Source organism: Burkholderia lata, from assembly GCF_000012945.1.
Lineage (GTDB): Bacteria > Pseudomonadota > Gammaproteobacteria > Burkholderiales > Burkholderiaceae > Burkholderia > Burkholderia lata.
In genome coordinates, this window is sequence record NC_007511.1 from 233,968 (window position 1) to 253,471 (window position 19,504).

Below are 19,504 nucleotides of genomic sequence, written 5' to 3' on the forward strand. Positions count from 1 at the left end.
GAGGGAAGGGTTAGCCGCCGAGCGCGCCGCGGCTTTTCCACAGCAGCGCGAGAAAGAACGGTGCGCCGAGCAGCGCGGTCAGCACGCCGAGCGGAATTTCCGCGGGCGCGGCAACCGTGCGCGCGGCGAGATCGGCGGCGAGCGTCAGCAGGGCGCCGAGCAGCGCGGCGCCGGGCAGCACGACGCGCTGGTCGGGGCCGCACGCGAGGCGCACGCAATGCGGCGCGACGAGCCCGATGAAGCCGATGATGCCCGCGCACGACACCAGCGCGCCGACTGCAAGCGCGACCGCGACGAGCACGCGCCGCTTCAGCCGCTGCACGGGCACGCCGAGGTGCAGCGCCTCGGTTTCGCCGAGCTGCAACGCATTCAGTGCGTCGCGTTCGCGCGCGAGCAGCACGCAGCCGATCGCGACGCACGGCGCGACGGCCGCCAGCGCGGACCATTGCGCGCCGCCGAGACTGCCTAGGCTCCAGAAGGTCAGCGAGCGCAATTGCGCGTCGTCGGCGACGAAGGTGAGGAGACCGATCGCCGCGCCGACCAGCGCGTTGATCGCGATGCCGGCGAGCAGCAGCAGCGGCAGCGCGAGCCGGCCGCGCGACGCGGCGAGCCGGTAGACGAGCGCCGCAACCGCGAGCGCGCCCGCGAACGCGGCGATCGGCAACGCGGCCGCGCTCACGTGCGCGGCAAAGAGCGCGGGGCCGAGCACGATCATCGTCGTCGCGCCGAGCGCAGCGCCGCTCGATACGCCGACGAGCCCCGGATCGGCGAGCGGGTTGCGGAACAACGCCTGCATCGCGGCGCCGGTCGCGCCGAAACCGCCGCCGACCAGCAGCGCGAGCGCGACGCGCGGCGCGCGGATGTCGAACAGCACCGCGCGCGCCTGCTGTGCGGCCGCAGCGCCGGTCAGCGCGGCCCAGGCTTCCGCGAGCGGAATGCGATAGGCGCCAACGCACAGCGCGACGACGGACATCGCGCACACGAGGCAGGCGAGCGCGGCCAGTGCGAACGGTGCGAAGCGACGCGACGTGCCGATGCGCGCGGCGCCGGAGCGCGACGCGGGCGACGAGGCGGGGAAAGGCGAGGCGTGAGCGGGCATCGGGGCAGTCCGGAATCAGGCGAGCGCATCCGACAGGCGTCGGTGCAGGGTCGTAACGGCGAGCGGCAGGCGCGGGCCGAAGCCGAGCAGGAACAGCGCGTCGAGCGCCACCACGCGCTGCGCGCGGCCGGCCGGCGTTGCGCCGAAGCCGGGCGTCGCGAGCAGCGCGGCGCGACCGCCGACGGCCGCGAGCCCTTCGTCGGAGATCAGCACGACGTCGGGCGCGGCGGCTGCCAGCGCCTCGGTCGTCAGCGGCTTGTAGTGATCGAAGCCCTGCATCGCATTGCGGGCGCCCGCGTAGCGGATCATCGCGTCGGCGGCCGTGCGCTGGCCGGCGACGAGCGCCTGGTTGCCGGTGTGGTTCAGCACGAACAGCACGCGCGGCGGCTGCGCGCCGCCGGGCGCGCGGGCGGCGACCGCGTCGCGCGCATCCTGCCAGTCGCGATCGAAACGTTGCAGTAGCGCGGTGCCCGCGTCACGCACGTCGAGTGCCTGCGCGACGCCCGTGATCTTCGCGCGCACCGATTCGACGTCGTGGCGCTCGTCGAATGTCGTGACTGCGACGCCGGCGTTTTTCACCTGAGCGATCGCGGTGGGCGGGCCGGCTTCCGCCGACGCGAGCACGAGATCGGGCCGCAGCGACAGCAGCCCTTCAGCCGACAGCGCACGCTGGTAGCCGACCTTCGGCAGCCGCTTGGCGGCGTCAGGGTACGTGCAGGTCGTGTCGGCCCCGACGAGCCGGTAGCGCGGCGTCTCTGCGCCGCCGAGCGCGAACGCGGTTTCCGCGAGTGCGCCGCCGATCACGACCACGCGTTTCGGCGCGGCCGGTGCAACCTGGGCGAGCACGCTGCCGGGCAGCGCACCCGCGAGTGCGCCGGCCGCCGCGCTCGCCAGCACCGCGCGGCGGCGCGGATCGAACGGTCGCGCGCTCACCGCGCGCCTCCGCGTGCCGCGGCCGGCAGCGTCGCGACCAGCGCGCGCCAGTCGTCGCGCTCGACCTTGCCGGGCTTGCGCTCGCCGAACAGCAGTGCGACGTGGTCGCCCTGCCGGTCGAAGAGTTCAAGCGACGTAACGATGCCGTCGCTCGTCGGCTTCTTCACGACCCACGCGGCGGCGATCAGGTCCTCGCGCACGTGCAGGTTGAAGCCCGGGTCGAGCACGTTGATCCATGCACCGACCTCGCGCACGTTCGCGACGGGGCCCGTGTGGATCTGGATCATCCCGGCATTGCCGACGAACACCATGATCGGCTGGCCGCTTGTTGCGGCCTGTTCGAGCACGTGACGCAGCGCATGCGCGGTTTCGACCGGATACGCGTATTGCGGATCGGCGAGGCGCAGCGCCTGCATGCGGCTCACGCCGAAACGCTGCGTGATGCCGAAGAACTGGTGCGTGTCGGTCATCGCGTCCCATGCGGCGCGGAAGCCCGCGACGTCGATCTCGGTGTCGGCGCGCTCGGGCGTTTTCGGCGCGGCGGGCGCGACCTCGAGGCCCGGCTCCTGCGACGGCGCACGCCAGCGCTCGACGAACGCGTCGTACGCGGCGTGGTCGCTGTGCGCGCGCAGGTACACCTTGTGAATCGCATGACCCTGCGCGTCGAAGAACTGCAGGCTCTTTAGCGGACCGTGGGCGGTTTCGTCGCGCACGGCGAACGCCGACACCCAGTGACGATAGAAGATGCGCAGGTCGATATCGCCGAGCGCGAGGCCGACGGGGCCGTCGTGGCTCATCTGCGCATATTCGCCATCCTTTTCGTGGACGGCCGTGTCGTTGCGCGTGAGCGCCATCACGCGGCCGAGGCGCGGCATTTCCTCGAACATCGCCGGAAAGCGCGCATCGAGCCGCACGACGTGCTCGCCGACGAACGCGGCGAGCGCCTCGCCTTCGCTGACGCCGAGCGCTTGAGCCACGTCGCGGTTGCGCAGCTGGCGCTCGGTCTTGAGCTTGATGAACGCGTCGCGCAGCGCGGCGGCCGCGCGGGCCGGCGTGGCCGGTTGACCGGGAAGGGCGGATTGCATCATGTCGGACTCCTTCAAGTAACGGTTGGGGTGGCAGCGCGGGCGGCGCGCATCAGAAATCCACTTTCATGCTGACGGCGACCGTGCGTCCGGACGACGTATACGCATCGAGCACCTGCGAATCGGCCGCGATGCCGCGCACGTCCGACCAGTTCCAGTATTTGCGGTCGAACAGGTTGCGGATGCCGATCGTCGCGCTGACGTGCTTGTTGAAGCGGTAGCCGCCGCGCAGGTCGACGACGAACGACGACGGCGGCGAGAAGCACGCCTTGTTCGAGCAGTCGGACTTGTCGATGTCCTTGTCGCGTTTCGCGGCCTGGAACAGCAGGTCGGTCTGCACGTACCAGCGCTCGGTCGGCTCGTAGCGCACGCCGAACACGGCCGAGAACGGGTTGACGGTGTTGAGCGGCTGGCTGGCCGTGCCGTCGTTCTGCGTCGAGCCTTTCGTGAATGCCATCGCCGTCTTCAGCGTGATGCCGTTCGGCATCACCCATTCGGCGCGGCCTTCGAGGCCGTGAATGCGCGCGTCGGCAAAGTTCACGTACTGGAACACGAACGGGTCGGTCGGCCGGCCGCTGCCGGCGATCGTCGTGCGCGAGATGAAGTTGCGGTAGCGGCCCGTGAACGCAGCGGCGCTGTAGCGCACCACGCCGTAGCCGGTGCCGGCCTTGCCGCGCAGCCCCGCTTCGAACGTATCGCTCGTCTCGGGCTTCAGGTTCGGATTGCCGATCGACGTATAGCCGTACACCGGGTTCGAGAAGCTGCTGTTCACCTGGTCGGGCGTCGGCGCGCGGAAGCCGTGCGCGTACTGCACGTACGGGATGACCGCGGGCGTGATCTCGTAGAGCACGGCGACGCGCGGCGACAGTTCGTTTGCGCTCGTCGACACGGCCTTGCCGGTGAACAGCGGATCGTTCTCGGTCGGGCTCAGCCGGTACGTGTCGAAGCGCAGGCCCGGCGTGACGAGCAGGCGGCCGTAGCCGATCTGGTCCTGCACGAACGCGCCGAACAGCGTGTAGTCGGTGTCGGGGAACGCCTTGTTCGGGAACGCTTCGCCGACGCCCGGCACCGTGCCGTCGCGCATGTTCGTCACGCGCGACACGCTGCCGTCGACGCCATACAGCAGCTTGTGCGCGAACGGGCCGGTCGTGAAGCCGCTTTCCGCGAACGCGGAGCCGCCGAACGTGCGCTCCTTGTACTGGTTGTCGCGCGAACGCGAAGCCGCCCGGCCGCGCGTCTCGAACGCGTACTGGTCCTGCTTGGCTTCCTGGTAGTAGAACTGCACGTGCGCGGTCTGGAACCAGCGGAACGCATCGTCGCGGAAGTCGTAGTCGACGCTGAAGCGGTTGCGCTCGAGCCGGTCGTAGGTCGTGAGGCCGAGCGTGGTCGGCGGGCTGATCGCCGACAGCACGTCGGTGCTCACGCGGCGCTGCACCGTTTCGGCGGTGAACTTGATCGTGTCGCGCGTGGTCGGCGTCAGCACGAGCTTGCCGAGCAGCGATTCCGAATAGACGTCCTGCGGGTTCGACGTGGTGCGCAGCGTGCTCGCCGAGTTGTTGCTGCCGCGCGTGTCGACCTCGTGGCCGCGCCGGCCGTCGGCGATGATCATCCCCTGTACGCGATCGTTGCCGCCCGCGGCCGACACGGTCGCGCCGACGCTGCGGTCGGCCGAGTCGTAGCTCGGCCGGAACGAGAAGTAGTAGGGCTTGTTGTAGATCGACAGCAGGTCGCGCGGGTCCTTCGTGATGAAGTTCACCGCGCCGGTCAGGCCGTCGCTGCCGTAGAGCGCCGAGGCCGGCCCGCGCAGGATCTCGATGCGCTTGAGCGTGTCGAGATCGGCGTAGTCGCCGCGCCCCGCTTCGAGCGGGCCGAACGAAAACGCGTTCGGCAGGCGGATGCCGTCTTCCATCAGCAGCACGCGATTGCCTTCGAGGCCGCGGATGTTGATGCTCGAATCGCCGTCGCGGCCGCCGCCGAGCGCAGCGCTGCCTGGCCGGTACGCGGTGCGGCGCACGGTGACGCCCGGCTCGTAGCGCAGCGCGTCCTTGATGTTGGTGGCCTGCTGTTCTTCCAGATCCTCGTCGGTGATCACCGAGACGGACGCAGCCGTGCGGCTCGTGGCCGTGGCGGTGCGGTTGGCCGTGACGGTGACGGGGTCGAGCAGCGCCGCATCGCCGCGGGTGGACGCGGCGACGAGAATGGTGGAAGGCGAGGTGGCGCCTTGCGGCGTCGAATCGGCGTGAGCCGTGGCGGCGGACAGGCCGAACGCGCCGAACAGCGCGGCACAGATCGGCCGCCGCGCCAGCGTATAGCAATGCACAGGTGGTCTCCCATTGATGATGACAAGCCCGAAGGCTGGCTGGGTGACGCGTTCACCTGGCTGGCCCGCCCGCGCGCGGAAGGCGGCGAGCGGCGAATTGAAAGGCAACTGATAACTTTACCAGTGTAAATGAGAATTATTATCAATACAAGAACGGGAAGCGGACCGCGTGGGTGAGCGCTTACCTGCGCGGCTCGGGCGAGCCGCGGCGGGAAATTCGGGAGAAGCGTCGGTTTGGTCAGGCCAGCGCTTCGATGCGGATCAGCAGGTTGCGCGCATGCGTGATGAACGCGTCGTGCGTCGCGCGATCGCTGTGGCCTTCGAGGCCGGCTTGCTCGGCGAACGCGATCTGTTCGGTGTAGAGGTCGACGAGCGCTCGGCGTGCGTCAGGGGGAAGCGCGCGGATCATCGACACGATCAGCAGTTCCTGCGCGCGAAGCGTGCCGGACAGCGTCTGGACGTTCATGCTGGCCTCCTCGGACGATGCGGCGGCGAGCCGCTCTTTCCATACTAGGCGGTCGGCGTACGCAGCGCAGGCGCGGTGTTGGCCAGGCGGTGGGCGGAATGCGTTTCGACGGGGCAATCGACGGCGCCATGGCGCGACGCGAAACGTGCCGCGCGCGGCCGGGTACCGCGAATCGAAGCGCGCAGGGATGCGAACGGGGAATCAGCCGGCCGACTTCGCGGCCTGTGCCTCGCGCACGACCTGCGCGACGCGTTCGACGAACTCGACGTCGACGCTCGACAGCGCTTCGCGCTTGCCGTCGGGCATGTCGACCATCAGGCGATACGTGACGTCCTGCGTGGCCCATGCGAGATAGCCGACGACGGCGAGCATCACGCCGACGACGAGCACGGCGCTCGATCCGGCGATGCCGCCCGCGACGGCGGCGGCCGCGCCGATCAACGAGATCAGCGACGGCACGAGGCGGTTCTTCGGAATCTTGACGACATCGACCTGGCGGATATCACGGAGTGCGAATACCTGACCGGCGGCCGACAGGCCGTTGCGCGTGATCATCACGCCACGTTCGTTGAATGCGTTTTCCATCGTGTGTTGCGTGGACGAAAACGCGCAGCGTAGCAGGTTTCGTTGCGGCATCAAACGAGACCGACTGCCGCACGATGCGTGCGGCGCGGCTGAAAGACGGGAAGCGGGGGGAACAAAAAGGCGTTCAGAACTGCAGGCGACCGTCGCCGTAAAGCCGGCCCGGCACGTGTGAGGCGACCACTTCGGCGATCTCTTCGTCGGTCGATTCGGCCGGTACGATCTGGCGCCGTGCGGGCGCGTCGAGATGCATCGTCCATTCGACGAGACGATATGGCCGGCCCCACGGGCGCTGCATTTCGACCGATACGCGGCAGCTCTGGACCGGCATCGAGTGTTGGCACGTCAGAATCGCGTGCAGATGGCTGAAAACGGTATCTTCGATCATCATGGCCTCCGATCCTGTCTTGTGGGCAATCGATGGCGGCGCCGTCGGCGGTTCAAAAAAAAAGCCGCCGATGCTCAGGCGGCCAACAGGGGGGGTGAGAGCATCCTCTCAGCCCAGAATTAAGCGAAACTTAAAAGCACATAAAAAAGCGCCCCGCGTGGAGCGGGGCGCTTCTTGCCGTCGTGATCCGCGAGTTAAGCGGATGCTTTAGAACTTGTGACGGATACCGACGCGAGCGGCGAGCTGGTTCGATGCGCCCGTGCCCGACGTGTTGAAGTAGCTCGTGCTCGAGCCGATCTGCGCCTGCACGTTGTTGCCCGACGCCTTCTGGTAGACCACCAGGCCGTACACGTCCGTACGCTTGCTGAGTGCGTAGTCGAGTGCCAGGTTGCCCTGGTTCCAGTGTGCCGAGCTGCCGCTCTGCGTGGCGTTCGTGTACGTGTAGCCTGCTGCTGCCGACAGGGCCGGCGTGATCGCGTACTTCAGGCCTGCTTCGTATGCGTTGTAGAACGTGCCCGATGCGCCTGCAGCGATCGGGGTGAACTGCGTGCGCGTCCACAGGGCCCATGCCGTTGCCGGGCCGAAGACGTAGCGGCCGCCGACGCCGTACGTGCGCAGGTCGCGGATGTTGGTCAGCGCGAGGTTCGCGATCGACGTCGAGAATGCCGGCGTCGACTGGCTCGGGAAGCGGATGTCCGTGTACGCGGCGCCCAGCGAGAACGGGCCGTTCGCGTAGTTCAGGCCGAAGCTGTAAGCGCGCGACGAGCCGCCGGTGTTCGACGCGCCCGAGCCGTTTGCGCCGGCGAAGTCGGTCGAGTTCGAGAAGCCGTACAACGCGCCGAACGTGAAGCCCGAGTAGTTCGCGCTCTGGAACTTCACAGCGTTGTTGATGCGGCTCGACGTCAGCTGGTCGATGTCGTTGACGTGGTACGCGTAGTTCCCTGCGACCGTGTTGCCGCCGGTCGAGTAGTTCGAGCCGAGGACATCGGTCGAGAACGAGTACTGGCGACCGAACGTGACCGTACCGTATTGTTGCTGGCTCAGGCCGACGTACGCTTGACGACCGAAGATCGCGCCACCCTGGCCGATCGTGCCGTTGCCGCTGTTGAAGCCGTTTTCGAGCACGAAGATCGCCTTCAGGCCGCCACCGAGGTCTTCGGTGCCGCGCAGGCCCCAACGGCTGCCCTGGGCAACGCCGTCGTCGTACTTGAACATCTTGCCGCTACCGGTAGCGGTCTTGCTGTGGTTCACGTAGCTGATACCGGCATCGATGACGCCGTACAGGGTCACGCTGCTTTGTGCGTGAGCTGCGCCAGTCGTGGCTGCCAGGACGGCGATGGTCAACAGTTTCTTGTTCAAAGGATTCTCCGAGCGAATAAATGGCGTGTCCAGTTGCGGTTCCGGCGCTCTCTATGGGCGCTTTCACGGACCGGCGGCAACTTTATCGAGGGGCCACGTAATGAATATGACAGCGACTGTCATATGAAGAATGTGTGGCGTCGATGCGACACTGGATTCTGCCCGGTTGCGCTATCGGGGGTTATACCGAATTCGGCTGAGAATCGATCCGGATCGGGAATATGCACATGAAATAAGCTTGGTTGGTGGCGTTCCGGCCCCATGCCACGATCCGTGTTCCAACCAATAACACGGGACAAGAGGACACCATGCGACGTTCATTCCTGACCGGCCTCGGCGCACTCGCCGCGGCGCTGGCATTCGCGGCGCCCGGCGCGCACGCCGACCCGCAAACGCTGAAGATCGGCACGATGAGCGGCCCCGATGCGCAGATCTGGACCGAGGTGACGAAGGTCGCCGCGCGCGAAGGCCTCGCGATCAAGGTCATCGAATTCAACGACTACGTGCAGCCGAACGCGGCGCTCGATTCCGGCGATCTGGACGCGAACGGCTTCCAGCACCAGCCGTTCCTCGACAGCCAGATCAAGCAGCGCGGCTACAAGATCGTCAACGTCGGGCTCACTTACACGGCGCCGATGGGCTTCTATTCGAAGAAGCTCAAATCGCTGAAGGACTTGCCGGTAGGCGCGAAGGTCGGGATCCAGAACGATCCGTCGAACGGCAACCGCGCGCTGCTGCTGCTGCAGAAATACGGCGTGATCAAGCTGAAGGCGGGCGCCGGCACGAACGGCGTGAACGCAACGCCGCTCGACGTCGCCGAGAACCCGAAGAAGATCAAGATCGTCGAACTCGACGCCGCGCAGCTGCCGCGCGCGCTGCCCGACGTCGATGCCGCGTCGATCAACACCGACTACGCGGTGAAGGCCGGGCTCACGCCGGTGAAGGATGCGATCGCGATCGAGGATCTGCGCGGGCCGTACGCGAACCTGATCGCCGTGCGCGCGCAGGACAAGGACAAGGCGTGGGTGAAGAAGCTCGTCGCGGCCTATGAATCGGACGACGTGCGCAAGTTCATCGACCAGAAGTTCGGCGGCGCAATCGTGCCGGCGTTCTGAACGTTTTCACGTACGTACCGGATGGCCGGATATCGACGATCCGGAAAGCAAATCGCCCGCGCAAGCGGGCGATTTCGTTGGTGCGCGCGGGTGAGCGCGATGCGCGCCGTGACCCGGCGCGCAAGCCGCCCGCTCAGGCCGACAGCAGCGAACCGGTGCGGATCGCGGTCGCGCCGGCAATCCGCGCGACTTCCATGCCGGCCGTCGCGAAGCGCACGATCTGGCGCGCGTACAGCACGCCCGACACGCTGCTCTTCAGTGTGACGACGCGATCGGTCAGCGGATCGACGATGTCGGCCACGGCCTGGCCGACCTCGATCATCACGCCGACCGGCGTGCGGAACACGATCACGCCCGACACGGGCGCGACGAGCGGATCGGTGCCCGCGAGCGGCGTAGCCGGATGCGCGAGCGGCGGCAGCGGCGCCGGCGTGCCGTCGACGACACCGCGCTCGGTCAGGTATTCGACGATCGCCTGCGCGTCCTTTTCGGCGAACTCGTACGACACGTCGCGCTCGCTGCGCAGCTCGATCGTGACGGAAATCGCGCCGTTCGGGATCGGGAAGCGGTCGCCGAAACGGTTACGCAGGTCCGACCAGCAGAAGCTGTGGATCTCGTCGAACGGGTTGCCGACCGAGTTCAGCGCGAGCAGCGACGCCTGCGCGTCGAGGTAGCGCGACAGCGGCTCGACGTCGGGCCACAGATCGGGATTCGTGTAGAGGTGCATCACCGCATCGCTGTCGCAGTGCAGGTCGAGCACGATATCGGCGTCGAACGACAGCTTCTGCAGCGCGAGGCGCTGCGAGTCGAGCTCGGTGCGCGGCGCCTGCTCGTCGAGCGCTTCGCGCATCGCGGCGCGCACGGCGACGAGGTTGTGCTGCGCGTCGTTCGTGAGGCGGTGTTCGACACGCGGCAGCACGAGCGCCGCGAGATCGTAGAAATTGCGGTTGAAGTTCTGCATCGAGCCGAGCTCGAAGCGGCCGAGATGATCGCCGAACACGTGTTGCGACAGGCCGATCGGGTTCGGCACGGGCACGATGACGACTTCGCCGCGCAGCTTCCCGGCAGTCTCGAGCGCGGCGATCTTGCGGCGCAGCAGCGTGGCGACCAGCATGCCGGGCAGTTCGTCCGCGTGCAGCGACGACTGGATATAGACCTTCTTGCCGCCGCGCGGGCCGTAGTGAAAGCTCGTGATCTGGCGTTCGGTACCGACGGCGGGGGAAATCAGCGGATGGGTCTGCGTTTGCATGATGGGGGAGTGCGGCGCAGCCGCGAATGATCCGGTGTGCGTGGAAGATCGATTGTACGTTGCCCCCTCGCCGCCATCAAACCGGCGCCAGAACACGTCGATTTTCTTTGAGAATCATCAGGTTGGTGCGGAAAAAATAACACCGCCGGTACCGCGCGCGCAAAAAAACGGGCTCCTTGCGGAGCCCGTTTGCGACGCAGCGAAGCGTGCGCCTGGCGTGCGGATTACTTGCCGTAGACGTCGAAATCGAAGTACTTCTTCGCGATCTTCGCGTACGTGCCGTCCTTGCGCATGCCGGCGATCGCGCCGTCGATCTTCGCCTTCAGGTCGGTGTCTTCCTTGCGCAGGCCGATGCCGGCGCCTTCGCCGAGCGTCTTCGGATCGTCGAGATCCTTGCCGGCGAAATCGAAGTTCGCGCCGCGCGGCGTCTTCAGGAAGCCGATTTCAGCCTGCACCGCATCCTGCAGCGCGCCGTCCAGACGGCCGGAGATCAGGTCGGCGTAGACCTGGTCCTGGTTCTGGTAAGGCACGACGTTCACGCCCTTCGAGGCCCAGTACGTCTTCGCATAGGTTTCCTGGATCGTGCCCTGCTCGACGCCGACCGACTTGCCCTTCAGCGATTCGGCCGTCGGCATCAGGCCGGCGCCCTTCTTCGTCACGAGGCGCGTCGGCGTGTTGAACAGCTTCGCCGAGAAGGCGATCTGCTCCTGACGCGCCGGCGTCATCGACATCGACGACAGCACGCCGTCGAACTTGCGGGCCTTCAGTGCCGGAATCATCCCGTCGAAGTCGTTTTCGATCCACACGCACTTCGCGTTCATGCGGCGGCAGATTTCGTTGCCGAGGTCGACGTCGAACCCGACCACCTTGCCGTCAGCGCCTTTCGATTCGAAAGGCGGGTAGCTTGCGTCGACGCCGAACCGCACGGTCGTCCAGTCCTTCGCATACGCGGTGCCTGCCGATACGGCGAGCAGGGCTACGGTCACAGCCGCAAGAATCTTTTTCACTCGGTGACTCCTCGTTTTGTTCGATGGGTGCGCGGTTGTGCCGCGCCGTAAGCCTTCGGCCCGGCGCGGCTTCGCGACAGGCTGTCCGTTTCGCCCACCCGATGCGGGCGCGCGACGTGCGCAAGATTATCAAGACAAAATACCGGCAGGGCGCCTAGGACAAGCCCCGATACCGGGCCCGGCGGCGGCGCGTCGGGTGCGCCGCCGTTTCAGACACAGGAACGATTCAGCCGAGCGTTTCGTTGACCGCGCGCTGCAGGCACGTGACGAATTGCGTGACGGCCGGCGTGGGCAGCAGGTCGCGCCGCGCGATGATCGACAGGTCGAAGCGCGGCATGCTTTCGTCGAGTTCCGCCGTGCGGATGCCGAGCGGCGCGACCATCGCGGCGAGCGGGCGCGTGAAGCAGCCGATCACGTCCGAGCGCGCGACGAGCCCGAGCGTGACCGCGAACGACATCGGCGATCGCAGCAGGCGCTTCGGCAGCGGCAGCCCGTGCGCCTCGAACATCCCGACCATCACGCTGTGCGGAAACTGCTCGGCGCCGACGGTGACGATCCACTCGGCATCGAGCAATTCTTCTAACCGGCGCGCCTGCGCAAGCGGGTGGCCTTCGCGCATCACCACGGTGAATTCGGTCGACAGCAGCGGCGATTGCGTGAAATCGCGGTCGAGCGCGGGGACATGGTGCATCGCAGCGATGTCGAGCGTGCCGTTGCGCAACTGCGCAAGCGCGTCGGGTACCGTCACCTCCTCGAGATGCAGGCTCACGTTCGGCATCGACTGGCGGAACGCCGTCACGGCGCGCGGCAGCGCCGTCAACGCGATCGACGGCATCGTGCCGACCGCGACGCGCCCCGACATTTCGCCTTTCACCTGCTCGACGGCCTCGACCGTGCGGCGGATATCGCCGAGCAACTGCTCGGCGCGCGGCAGCAGCGCATGGCCGCACGCGGTCAGCTCGACGCCGCGTACGCTGCGCGCGAGCAGCTCCGCGTTGAGCGCCGTTTCGAGCTCGCGGATCGTATGCGTGATCGCCGGCTGTGTGACGCCGAGTTCGCGCGCGGCGGCGCGCAGGCTCTTGTGATGCGCGGCGGAGACGAACGCCTGGAGCTGCGCGATGTTCAGGGGGTTACGGATGCGGGTCATCGATCGGGTCCGGTTGGCGCGATGCTGGGGCGGGCGATGGGGTGGGTCGGCATTCGGTAGCGATCCTGACGGTTGCGTGCGCAGGGCTTTGCGTCGTCGAGGTGACGTAGCGCGAGCCGAGATGCGGTGGGTAGCGACGAGGTGATCATCATGCGCTGGTTCGCGCGCGGAACGCCTGACGGTACCGCTGCGGCGACGTGCCGACGATGCGCGCGAACCGCTCGCGAAACGCGGTGACCGAACCGAAGCCGGCCTCCGTCGCGACATGCTCGATCGACAGCTCCGTGACCTCCAGCAACTGCTGCGCATGCCTGACGCGGGCGGTCTGCAGCCATTGCCGCGGCGACGTGCCCGTCTGCTCCTGGAAACGTCGCGTCAGGGTGCGCACGCTCGTCGACGCCTTGCGGGCCATCGCGTCGAGCGTGAGCGGCTTGCGCAGGTTGGCCTGCAGCCAGTCCATCAGGCCTTGCAGGCCGTCGGTGCCGCCTGGCCATTCCGGTGCGATGAACTGCGCCTGCCCGCCTTCGCGGACCCGCGGCGCCACCGCACAGCGCGCCGCGTCGACGGCGACTGCCGCGCCGTAGTCGGCCTGGATCATGTGCAGGCACAGATCGAGACCGGCTGCCGCGCCGGCCGACGTCAGGATCTGCCCGTTGTCGACGAACAGCACGTTCGGATCGACCGTCACGCTCGGATAGCGGCGCGCAAGTTCGGCGGCCGCGAGCCAGTGCGTCGTCGCGCGCAGGCCGTCGAGCAGCCCGGCTTCCGCGAGCACGAATGCGCCGCTGCAGATCGACGCGATCCGGCAACCGCGCGCGGCTGCCGCGAGCAGAGCAGCGATCACGTGGCGCGACGTGGGAGCGAGCGGCACGGACGTGCCGGGAACGACGATCGTGTCGGCATCGGCGAGTGCGTCGAGACGAAACGGGGGACGCAGGTCGAACAGGTCGCCCGCGACACGCGCGTGCTCGCTGCACACGCGGACGCGGTATGGCTGCGCGACGTTGGGCGAACGCACGCGCGCAAACGTGTCGCACGCGATGCCCAGATCGAACGGGACGACCTCGGGCAAGGCGAGAACGGCGACCGTATGCATGGCGTTCGGGGGCTTGGCCAGAATCCGTTTAAAGATGTCATTTTAGCCAATGGCCCGGAACGGCACCACACGCGACAATCGTCGCGGACCAACCTGGAGGCTGCCGATGCAACAAGACGATCGCAATGCGCTGCGGAACCTGCAATACCTGTCGTTGCTGGAGGCGACCACGCTTGTCGTGCTGGTATGCGTCGCCGTGCCGCTCAAGCACCTGGCCGGCTATCCGGTCGCGGTATCGATCATGGGCCCGGTGCACGGCATCGCGTTCGCGATGTACGTGTGGGCGGTCGTCGGCACCGCGTCGAGCGGGCTGTGGAGCAGGGCCGAAGTCGCGCGGCTCGTGCTGGCGGCCGTCGTGCCTTTTGTGGGGCTGACGAGTGCCGGATGGATCGCGCGCAGGAGGCACGCGCAATGATCTATCTGTGGCTCAAGGCCGTTCATGTCGTCGCCGTCGTCACGTTCGTCGGCGGCCTGCTGATGCTGTCCGTCAGCGTGCGTATCGCGAACCTCGCCGTGCATCGCGCGGTGCGCCGCTGGGACCGCACGGTGACGGCACCCGCGCTCGCGCTCGTCTGGATTGCGGGAATCGCGCTGGCGCTGAACGGCCACTGGTTCGGCGCGGCGTGGCTGTCGGTGAAGCTTGGGGTGGTCGCCGCGCTGTCGGCGCTGCACGGGATCCTGGCCGGCACGCTGCGGCGCATGGAACGCGACGATCTGGTCGTCGTGCCGGCGCCGTGGCTCGGGCAGGCGGCAGGTGCGGTCGTGGCCGCGACGGCGATCGTTGTCGGGTTGGTCGTGGTCAAGCCGTTTTGATGCGGGGCGCTTGCGCGTGCCGCAATGGCAGGCGTGGCGAGTCCCTACGCCAGCGCCATCTCCACCGCCGTCAGCGTGCGGCGCCGAATCCAGCCGCTCGCCATCCGGATCGCGAGCCAGTACGGCATGAACAGCAGCCGCGTGCGGACGGTCGGGCAATGCACGAAGGTTTCGGTGCGCAGCATGTGCGCGCCCGACGCGAGCCCGACGACTTCGAAGCGGAGCACCAGCTTCGCTTCGCGCGGGTCGTCGTGCCGCACGAACGCCGCCGCGTCGGCGATCTTCAGCACGCCGAGGTCCGGACGCCAGAAGCGGCCGATCAGGCCGAACGACAGCGACGTGTCGTCGCGATGCAGCGGCGTGAACGCATGGAGGCCGAAGCGTTCGCGTTCGATTCGCGGGGTGCCGTGGCGCAGCGACGCGGCAACGGCTGCCGGGAATTCGCGGACGTTGAGCAGTGCGTCGACGATCGGATCCGTGCGCATGTCGAGCGCGGCGACCGTGTCGATGATGCGCGCCGGCGCGGCATCGATCGGCTTCGATTCGTGCACTTCGTGGAAGCCGAACGACGGGATGAACGGCGGCTTGTGCGCCGACGTCCGGGTGCTCGATTCGGAGACGATGCCGAGCGCGTTCATGGGGGCTCCTGAAGGCAAAGCACGATCGTAGCATCGGGGGCGGATTCACGTCGCGCCGTTTGCGCGATGCGCGCCGCACGGCGCCGCCTCAACAAAAAAAGCCTGGAAACTTGCGTTCCCAGGCCTGGAGACCATCAACGATGATGGTGGAGGAGACGATGTCGTCCCGATGCGCGCCGTCCTTCTGCCGGCGACGTCGCGCACGTTTCGCGGTCAGATCGCCCAGCCGCCGAGGTAGAACGTGACGAGCACGGCTGCGATGAGCACGGTGCCGACGTTGAGCTTGCGGAATTCGCCGCTGGCGATGCGGCCGATCACGAGCGTCGAGAAGCCGAGCATGATGCCCGTCACGATGTTCGCGGTCAGCACGATGAACACGGCGCACACGAGGCCCGACATCGCGTCGACCATGTCGTCCATGTGCAGCTTGCTCACGCTGCCGAGCATCAGCAGGCCGACGTACATCAGCGCCGGTGCGGTGGCGTACGACGGCACGAGGCCCGCGAGCGGCGAGAAGAACATCACGACGAGGAACAGCAGGCCGACCACGGCGGCCGCGAGGCCCGTCTTCGCGCCGGCGGCCACGCCGACGCTCGACTCGATGTAGGCCGCTGCCGGCGCACCGCCGAGGAAGCCGGAGAAGATCGAGCTGAGCGAATCGGCGGTCAGCGCCCGGCCGCCGTTGATGATGCGGCCGTTCTCGTCGAGCTGGCCGGCCTGGCCCGCGACTGCGCGGATCGTGCCGGTCGCGTCGAACACCGCGGTCATCACCAGTGCCAGCACGCTCGGCAGCACGGCCATCGACAGCGCGCCCTTGATGTCCATCGCACCGATCAGCGACGCATGGCCCGGTGCGCTCAGTGACGGCAGCGCGAAGATGCCGTGGTACTTCACGCTCGGATCGAAGATCAGGCCGAAGATCGAGATCGCGATCACGACGAGCAGGATGCCGCCCGGCACGCGACGCTTTTCGAGGCCGAAGATCGCGGCGAGGCCGATGACCGACATGATGACCGGGAACGCGGTGATCTGGCCGAGCGAGACCGGCAGGCCGGCGCCCGGGTTCTTGATCACGAGGCCGACGTCGTTCGATGCGATCAGCAGCAGGAACAGGCCGATGCCGATCCCGGTGCCGTGCGCGACGCCCGCGGGCAGGTTGCGCAGGATCCACGAACGCACGCCGGTGACGGAAATACCGGTGAACACGAGGCCCATCAGGAACACGGCGCCGAGCGCGACCGTCGGGGACAGCCCCTTGCCGAGCACGAGGCCGAACGCGGTGAACGCGGTCAGCGAGATCGCGCAGCCGATCGCGATCGGCAGCTTCGCCCACAGGCCCATCAGCAGCGAACCGAACGCGGTGGTGAGGCAGACCGCGACGAACACGGCACTCGTGTCGAAGCCGGCCTTGCCGAACATGCCGGGAACGACGAACACGGAATAGACCATCGCGAGGAAGGTCGTGACGCCGGCAATGATCTCGCGGCGCTGCGTGCTGCCGCGCGACGAAATGCCGAAGTACCGGTCGATGACTCCCTTGGTGCCAAAGTCAGTTTCTTCCGCGCCGACGCCGACCGTCGGCTGCACCGGGGTATCACTCATGAGCTTGCTCCTTTATCAGCGTGCTGAAACGGCCCGTAGCGAACCGTCGTCAGGGTGTCTCGTATCTAGTTGGGATTGTCGGCAACGTCGTGGGGACGAATGACGCGTGATCCGTGTCGTTACGTGCGAATCGAAACGATCGCGAGGGTGTCGCGTCGTGCGACGCGTTGTGGGGTCGACCCCGTCACGTGCGCTTTGCCGTAGCGAAGGTTAGGCGAACCGCCCATCACGTCCCATTGGGGGAAGAGCATGCAGCGCATGTCTCAGCGCTTATATCGGCGTGCAACGGGGCTCCGTCGCGACGACACGCGTGTATACGCCTAGTTCGAATCCGTTAAGGCGATTATTTGAACGCGGGGTCGACGGGCTGGGGGAAAGCGGGGGATGCATCGAAAATTACAAATATCTTTCATGGTGGCCTGGAAGGCCGGTGGAAACAGGGGCGGGTGACGGGATACGCCGCCGGGCGCAACCTGCATTCGGACGATACCGCCCTTGCATGGGGGCGGTTCTTGGCGTCGCCCCGGCCTCAATTGTGCGCGAGATGGTCGAGATATGCGCAGAACATGTCGGCCATCGCGGTCGAATACGCATCGATTTCGTCGGGCGAGCGCTCGCTTTCCGAAAACGCCTTGCCCGCCGTGGTGAGCGTCGTGGTGATCAGGTCGCACGCGAGCGCGCGCGTGGCAGCCGGGGCATCGGGCAGCGCCTCCCGCATGAACGCCTGGAAGATGCGGTTGCCGGCCGCCTTCGCTTCCTGCGCCTCGGGCGCGTCGCGATAGAGCGGTGCGGTGTCGTCGAGCGCGATGCGCATCCGCGCCTCGTCGCATTCCGAACGGATGAACGCGTGAACGGCCGTGCGCAGCCGCTCGGGCGGCGTCTGGTTCACGTCCTCCAGCATCCCGCGCAGCATCTCGGCCGTCTGCCGCCACTCGTCGTGCTGCAGCCGGAACAGCACGGCCGCCTTGTTCGGGAAGTACTGGTACAGCGAGCCGACGCTCACGCCGGCGCGTTCGGCGACCCGCGCCATCGTGAAGCGCTGCGCGCCTTCGCTCGCCAAAACCTGAACAGCCGCCTGCAGGACGTCCTCGACGAGCCGGGTCGAGCGGGCCTGCTGAGGCTGCTTGCGCGTGGCAATCCGGGTGTTCGGGCGGTCGGTCATGAGCGGCTGGCCAATGCGAATAGTAAAACCTGAATAGTTCGTCATATTCTAATCGGGTGCCACGACGCACTCAACCCGAACCCGGAGATTCGCATGACCACCCTGACGCTCGACCCGCTGGCTTCGCTGCTGGCACGCCTGTTCGACGAAGCCGACGCCTCGTCGCCTGCGACGAGCCCGGACTTCGCCAGCCTGTCGCGCGACGAGCAAGCGCGGCTGATGCGCAGCAAGACCGACTACACCGATCTGTATGCGCGCCTGAAGGACTATCCGCTTGCCGTGTCGCGCGAGACGGGCACGCTGCTGTACATGCTCGCGCGCAGCGGCGGCGCGCGGTCGATCGTCGAATTCGGCACGTCGTTCGGCATTTCGACGCTGCATCTCGCGGCCGCGCTGCGCGACAACGGCGGCGGCCGGCTGATCACGAGCGAATTCGAACCGTCGAAGGTCGTGCGGGCGCGCGCGAACCTGGCGGCGGCCGGGCTTGCCGATCTCGTCGAGATCCGCGAGGGCGATGCGCTGCGCACGCTGGCCGCCGATTTACCGGATTCGGTCGACCTGTTGCTGCTCGATGGCGCGAAGGCGCTGTATCCCGAGGTGCTTGCACTCGTCGAGCCGCGGCTGCGAACCGGCGCGTTCGTCGTTGCCGACAATGCCGATTTCAGCCCCGACTATCTCGCTTGCGTGCGCTCGCCGGAGAACGGCTATCTGTCGGTGCCGTTCGGCGGCGATGTCGAATTGTCGATGCGGATCGGCTGAGCGCAGCGTTACCTGAACGGAGGCAAGCATTCTTGCTAGAAGAACAGGATGACTGATTAATCTGGTGTGCGAAAGCCGATGCCGCGGCGGCGCCCGACGCTTCGGGCGCCGCCGTGCGTTACTTCAGGAACACGTAGCGCGCGAAATACGGAAAGCGGCCGATCGCGTGCTCGGTCGAACACGCTGCCTCCGGCGGCATGCCGCCCGCGGTATCGAGCCGCTGCACAAAGCGCACGCCGGCGAGCGTGCCAGCCGTGGCCTTCGCGTCCGTTGTGGCCGGTGTTGCAGCGAGCAGGAGTTGCGGAATGCTGCCCGGGCGTGCACTTGGCGCTTCCGCGAGCTTCTTGCCGGTGATGCGGCTGCCGTCGGGCGCCTCCCATGACGGCCCCGTGCCGTGCCGGACGACGAGCGTGCCGCCGGCGTCGAACAGCATCGCTTCCGGGTGCTGGAACACCCACGCGAGCTTGTGTCCGGCACCGTAGTCGCACGTGTAGACCTGTATGCCGGCCGCAGTCGTCGACAGCACGGGCGTGGCCGGCTGGGGCGGCGCGAGGCCGGCGGAGTCGTCGGCGCGGGCGGACGACGCGCAGAAGGCGAGTGCAACGCAGGCCGCGGCGGCCGGCAGCATGGGGCGTTTCGGGAAGCGGCTTCGCATGGCGAGGCATCCTTTCAGGTCGGGTGACG

General features: G+C 67.4%; 20 protein-coding genes. 4 read left to right on the top strand and 16 right to left on the bottom strand.

What is annotated here, in order from left to right:
- Nucleotides 1-10: 10 nt before the first annotated feature.
- The 8 genes from BCEP18194_RS23855 to BCEP18194_RS23890 all read right to left on the bottom strand — a co-directional run bounded on the left by BCEP18194_RS23855 (nt 11) and on the right by BCEP18194_RS23890 (nt 8,232).
- Nucleotides 11-1,099: a FecCD family ABC transporter permease gene (locus BCEP18194_RS23855; protein WP_011353832.1), complete on the bottom strand. Its 1,089-nt coding sequence runs from the start codon at nt 1,097-1,099 to the stop codon at nt 11-13.
- A 15-nt stretch (nt 1,100-1,114) separates the two neighbouring features.
- Nucleotides 1,115-2,032 (bottom strand): heme/hemin ABC transporter substrate-binding protein, encoded by a 918-nt coding sequence (locus BCEP18194_RS23860; protein ID WP_011353833.1) that lies wholly within the window; start codon nt 2,030-2,032, stop codon nt 1,115-1,117.
- Complete coding sequence (locus tag BCEP18194_RS23865; RefSeq protein ID WP_011353834.1) at nt 2,029-3,120, bottom strand: hemin-degrading factor; 1,092 nt, start codon at nt 3,118-3,120, stop codon at nt 2,029-2,031. Before BCEP18194_RS23865 ends, BCEP18194_RS23860 begins: the two co-directional genes overlap by 4 nt.
- Nucleotides 3,121-3,169: 49 nt before the next feature.
- Entirely contained in the window at nt 3,170-5,437 is a 2,268-nt protein-coding gene (locus BCEP18194_RS23870; RefSeq protein WP_011353835.1) for a TonB-dependent hemoglobin/transferrin/lactoferrin family receptor, read from the bottom strand.
- A 238-nt stretch (nt 5,438-5,675) separates the two neighbouring features.
- The gene (locus BCEP18194_RS23875; RefSeq protein ID WP_011353836.1) at nt 5,676-5,903 is read right to left on the bottom strand and encodes a hypothetical protein; all 228 of its coding nucleotides are present in this window, start codon (nt 5,901-5,903) and stop codon (nt 5,676-5,678) included.
- Nucleotides 5,904-6,104: 201 nt separating this feature from the next.
- Complete coding sequence (locus tag BCEP18194_RS23880; protein WP_041493157.1) at nt 6,105-6,488, bottom strand: DUF6232 family protein; 384 nt, start codon at nt 6,486-6,488, stop codon at nt 6,105-6,107.
- A gap of 124 nt (nt 6,489-6,612) precedes the next feature.
- Nucleotides 6,613-6,873 (bottom strand): DUF2866 domain-containing protein, encoded by a 261-nt coding sequence (locus BCEP18194_RS23885; protein ID WP_011353838.1) that lies wholly within the window; start codon nt 6,871-6,873, stop codon nt 6,613-6,615.
- Between the two features lie 207 nt (nt 6,874-7,080).
- Nucleotides 7,081-8,232 carry a porin gene (locus tag BCEP18194_RS23890; protein WP_011353839.1) on the bottom strand — a complete coding sequence of 384 codons (1,152 nt, stop codon included), beginning with the start codon at nt 8,230-8,232 and terminating at the stop codon, nt 7,081-7,083.
- A 308-nt stretch (nt 8,233-8,540) separates the two neighbouring features.
- Between BCEP18194_RS23890 and BCEP18194_RS23895 the strand changes: the two genes are divergently transcribed.
- On the top strand, nt 8,541-9,347 hold the full coding sequence (locus tag BCEP18194_RS23895; protein ID WP_011353840.1) for a MetQ/NlpA family ABC transporter substrate-binding protein: 807 nt from the start codon (nt 8,541-8,543) through the stop codon (nt 9,345-9,347).
- 133 nt (nt 9,348-9,480) lie between these two features.
- On the opposite strand, the gene BCEP18194_RS23900 is transcribed toward BCEP18194_RS23895, so the two are convergent.
- From BCEP18194_RS23900 to BCEP18194_RS23915, 4 genes are all read right to left on the bottom strand, one after another.
- The gene (locus BCEP18194_RS23900; protein ID WP_011353841.1) at nt 9,481-10,596 is read right to left on the bottom strand and encodes a succinylglutamate desuccinylase/aspartoacylase family protein; all 1,116 of its coding nucleotides are present in this window, start codon (nt 10,594-10,596) and stop codon (nt 9,481-9,483) included.
- 224 nt (nt 10,597-10,820) lie between these two features.
- Nucleotides 10,821-11,603 (bottom strand): ABC transporter substrate-binding protein, encoded by a 783-nt coding sequence (locus BCEP18194_RS23905; RefSeq protein WP_011353842.1) that lies wholly within the window; start codon nt 11,601-11,603, stop codon nt 10,821-10,823.
- Nucleotides 11,604-11,829: 226 nt separating this feature from the next.
- Complete coding sequence (locus tag BCEP18194_RS23910) at nt 11,830-12,750, bottom strand: LysR substrate-binding domain-containing protein (RefSeq protein WP_011353843.1); 921 nt, start codon at nt 12,748-12,750, stop codon at nt 11,830-11,832.
- A gap of 148 nt (nt 12,751-12,898) precedes the next feature.
- Nucleotides 12,899-13,846: a GlxA family transcriptional regulator gene (locus BCEP18194_RS23915; protein ID WP_011353844.1), complete on the bottom strand. Its 948-nt coding sequence runs from the start codon at nt 13,844-13,846 to the stop codon at nt 12,899-12,901.
- 106 nt (nt 13,847-13,952) lie between these two features.
- Here BCEP18194_RS23915 and BCEP18194_RS23920 point away from each other — a divergent pair, with 106 nt between their 5' ends.
- On the top strand, nt 13,953-14,261 hold the full coding sequence (locus tag BCEP18194_RS23920) for a DUF3817 domain-containing protein (protein WP_011353845.1): 309 nt from the start codon (nt 13,953-13,955) through the stop codon (nt 14,259-14,261).
- Nucleotides 14,258-14,659, top strand: a complete 402-nt coding sequence (locus BCEP18194_RS23925) for a CopD family protein (protein WP_011353846.1) — start codon at nt 14,258-14,260, stop codon at nt 14,657-14,659. The genes BCEP18194_RS23920 and BCEP18194_RS23925 overlap by 4 nt, the downstream gene beginning before the upstream one ends.
- Nucleotides 14,660-14,703: 44 nt before the next feature.
- Here the strand turns inward: BCEP18194_RS23925 and BCEP18194_RS23930 are convergent, their stop codons facing one another.
- From BCEP18194_RS23930 to BCEP18194_RS23940, 3 genes are all read right to left on the bottom strand, one after another.
- Nucleotides 14,704-15,297 (bottom strand): hypothetical protein, encoded by a 594-nt coding sequence (locus BCEP18194_RS23930; RefSeq protein ID WP_011353847.1) that lies wholly within the window; start codon nt 15,295-15,297, stop codon nt 14,704-14,706.
- 213 nt (nt 15,298-15,510) lie between these two features.
- Nucleotides 15,511-16,899 carry an NCS2 family permease gene (locus BCEP18194_RS23935; protein ID WP_011353848.1) on the bottom strand — a complete coding sequence of 463 codons (1,389 nt, stop codon included), beginning with the start codon at nt 16,897-16,899 and terminating at the stop codon, nt 15,511-15,513.
- A 529-nt stretch (nt 16,900-17,428) separates the two neighbouring features.
- On the bottom strand, nt 17,429-18,106 hold the full coding sequence (locus BCEP18194_RS23940; RefSeq protein ID WP_011353849.1) for a TetR family transcriptional regulator: 678 nt from the start codon (nt 18,104-18,106) through the stop codon (nt 17,429-17,431).
- 48 nt (nt 18,107-18,154) lie between these two features.
- On the opposite strand from BCEP18194_RS23940, the gene BCEP18194_RS23945 reads away from it, so the two are divergent.
- Complete coding sequence (locus BCEP18194_RS23945) at nt 18,155-18,820, top strand: O-methyltransferase (RefSeq protein WP_011353850.1); 666 nt, start codon at nt 18,155-18,157, stop codon at nt 18,818-18,820.
- A 118-nt stretch (nt 18,821-18,938) separates the two neighbouring features.
- Here the strand turns inward: BCEP18194_RS23945 and BCEP18194_RS23950 are convergent, their stop codons facing one another.
- On the bottom strand, nt 18,939-19,475 hold the full coding sequence (locus tag BCEP18194_RS23950) for a DUF3455 domain-containing protein (protein WP_011353851.1): 537 nt from the start codon (nt 19,473-19,475) through the stop codon (nt 18,939-18,941).
- Nucleotides 19,476-19,504: the final 29 nt, after the last annotated feature.

What these genes read in the sequence shown, in the direction of transcription:
- BCEP18194_RS23855 (WP_011353832.1), bottom strand. Translation starts at nt 1,099, where the DNA reads ATGCCCGCTCACGCCTCGCCTTTCCCCGCCTCGTCGCCCGCGTCGCGC.
- BCEP18194_RS23865 (WP_011353834.1), bottom strand. Translation starts at nt 3,120, where the DNA reads ATGATGCAATCCGCCCTTCCCGGTCAACCGGCCACGCCGGCCCGCGCG.
- BCEP18194_RS23875 (WP_011353836.1), bottom strand. Translation starts at nt 5,903, where the DNA reads ATGAACGTCCAGACGCTGTCCGGCACGCTTCGCGCGCAGGAACTGCTG.
- BCEP18194_RS23880 (WP_041493157.1), bottom strand. Translation starts at nt 6,488, where the DNA reads ATGGAAAACGCATTCAACGAACGTGGCGTGATGATCACGCGCAACGGC.
- BCEP18194_RS23885 (WP_011353838.1), bottom strand. Translation starts at nt 6,873, where the DNA reads ATGATCGAAGATACCGTTTTCAGCCATCTGCACGCGATTCTGACGTGC.
- BCEP18194_RS23895 (WP_011353840.1), top strand. Translation starts at nt 8,541, where the DNA reads ATGCGACGTTCATTCCTGACCGGCCTCGGCGCACTCGCCGCGGCGCTG.
- BCEP18194_RS23900 (WP_011353841.1), bottom strand. Translation starts at nt 10,596, where the DNA reads ATGCAAACGCAGACCCATCCGCTGATTTCCCCCGCCGTCGGTACCGAA.
- BCEP18194_RS23910 (WP_011353843.1), bottom strand. Translation starts at nt 12,750, where the DNA reads ATGACCCGCATCCGTAACCCCCTGAACATCGCGCAGCTCCAGGCGTTC.
- BCEP18194_RS23915 (WP_011353844.1), bottom strand. Translation starts at nt 13,846, where the DNA reads ATGCATACGGTCGCCGTTCTCGCCTTGCCCGAGGTCGTCCCGTTCGAT.
- BCEP18194_RS23920 (WP_011353845.1), top strand. Translation starts at nt 13,953, where the DNA reads ATGCAACAAGACGATCGCAATGCGCTGCGGAACCTGCAATACCTGTCG.
- BCEP18194_RS23925 (WP_011353846.1), top strand. Translation starts at nt 14,258, where the DNA reads ATGATCTATCTGTGGCTCAAGGCCGTTCATGTCGTCGCCGTCGTCACG.
- BCEP18194_RS23930 (WP_011353847.1), bottom strand. Translation starts at nt 15,297, where the DNA reads ATGAACGCGCTCGGCATCGTCTCCGAATCGAGCACCCGGACGTCGGCG.
- BCEP18194_RS23935 (WP_011353848.1), bottom strand. Translation starts at nt 16,899, where the DNA reads ATGAGTGATACCCCGGTGCAGCCGACGGTCGGCGTCGGCGCGGAAGAA.
- BCEP18194_RS23940 (WP_011353849.1), bottom strand. Translation starts at nt 18,106, where the DNA reads ATGACGAACTATTCAGGTTTTACTATTCGCATTGGCCAGCCGCTCATG.
- BCEP18194_RS23945 (WP_011353850.1), top strand. Translation starts at nt 18,155, where the DNA reads ATGACCACCCTGACGCTCGACCCGCTGGCTTCGCTGCTGGCACGCCTG.
- BCEP18194_RS23950 (WP_011353851.1), bottom strand. Translation starts at nt 19,475, where the DNA reads ATGCGAAGCCGCTTCCCGAAACGCCCCATGCTGCCGGCCGCCGCGGCC.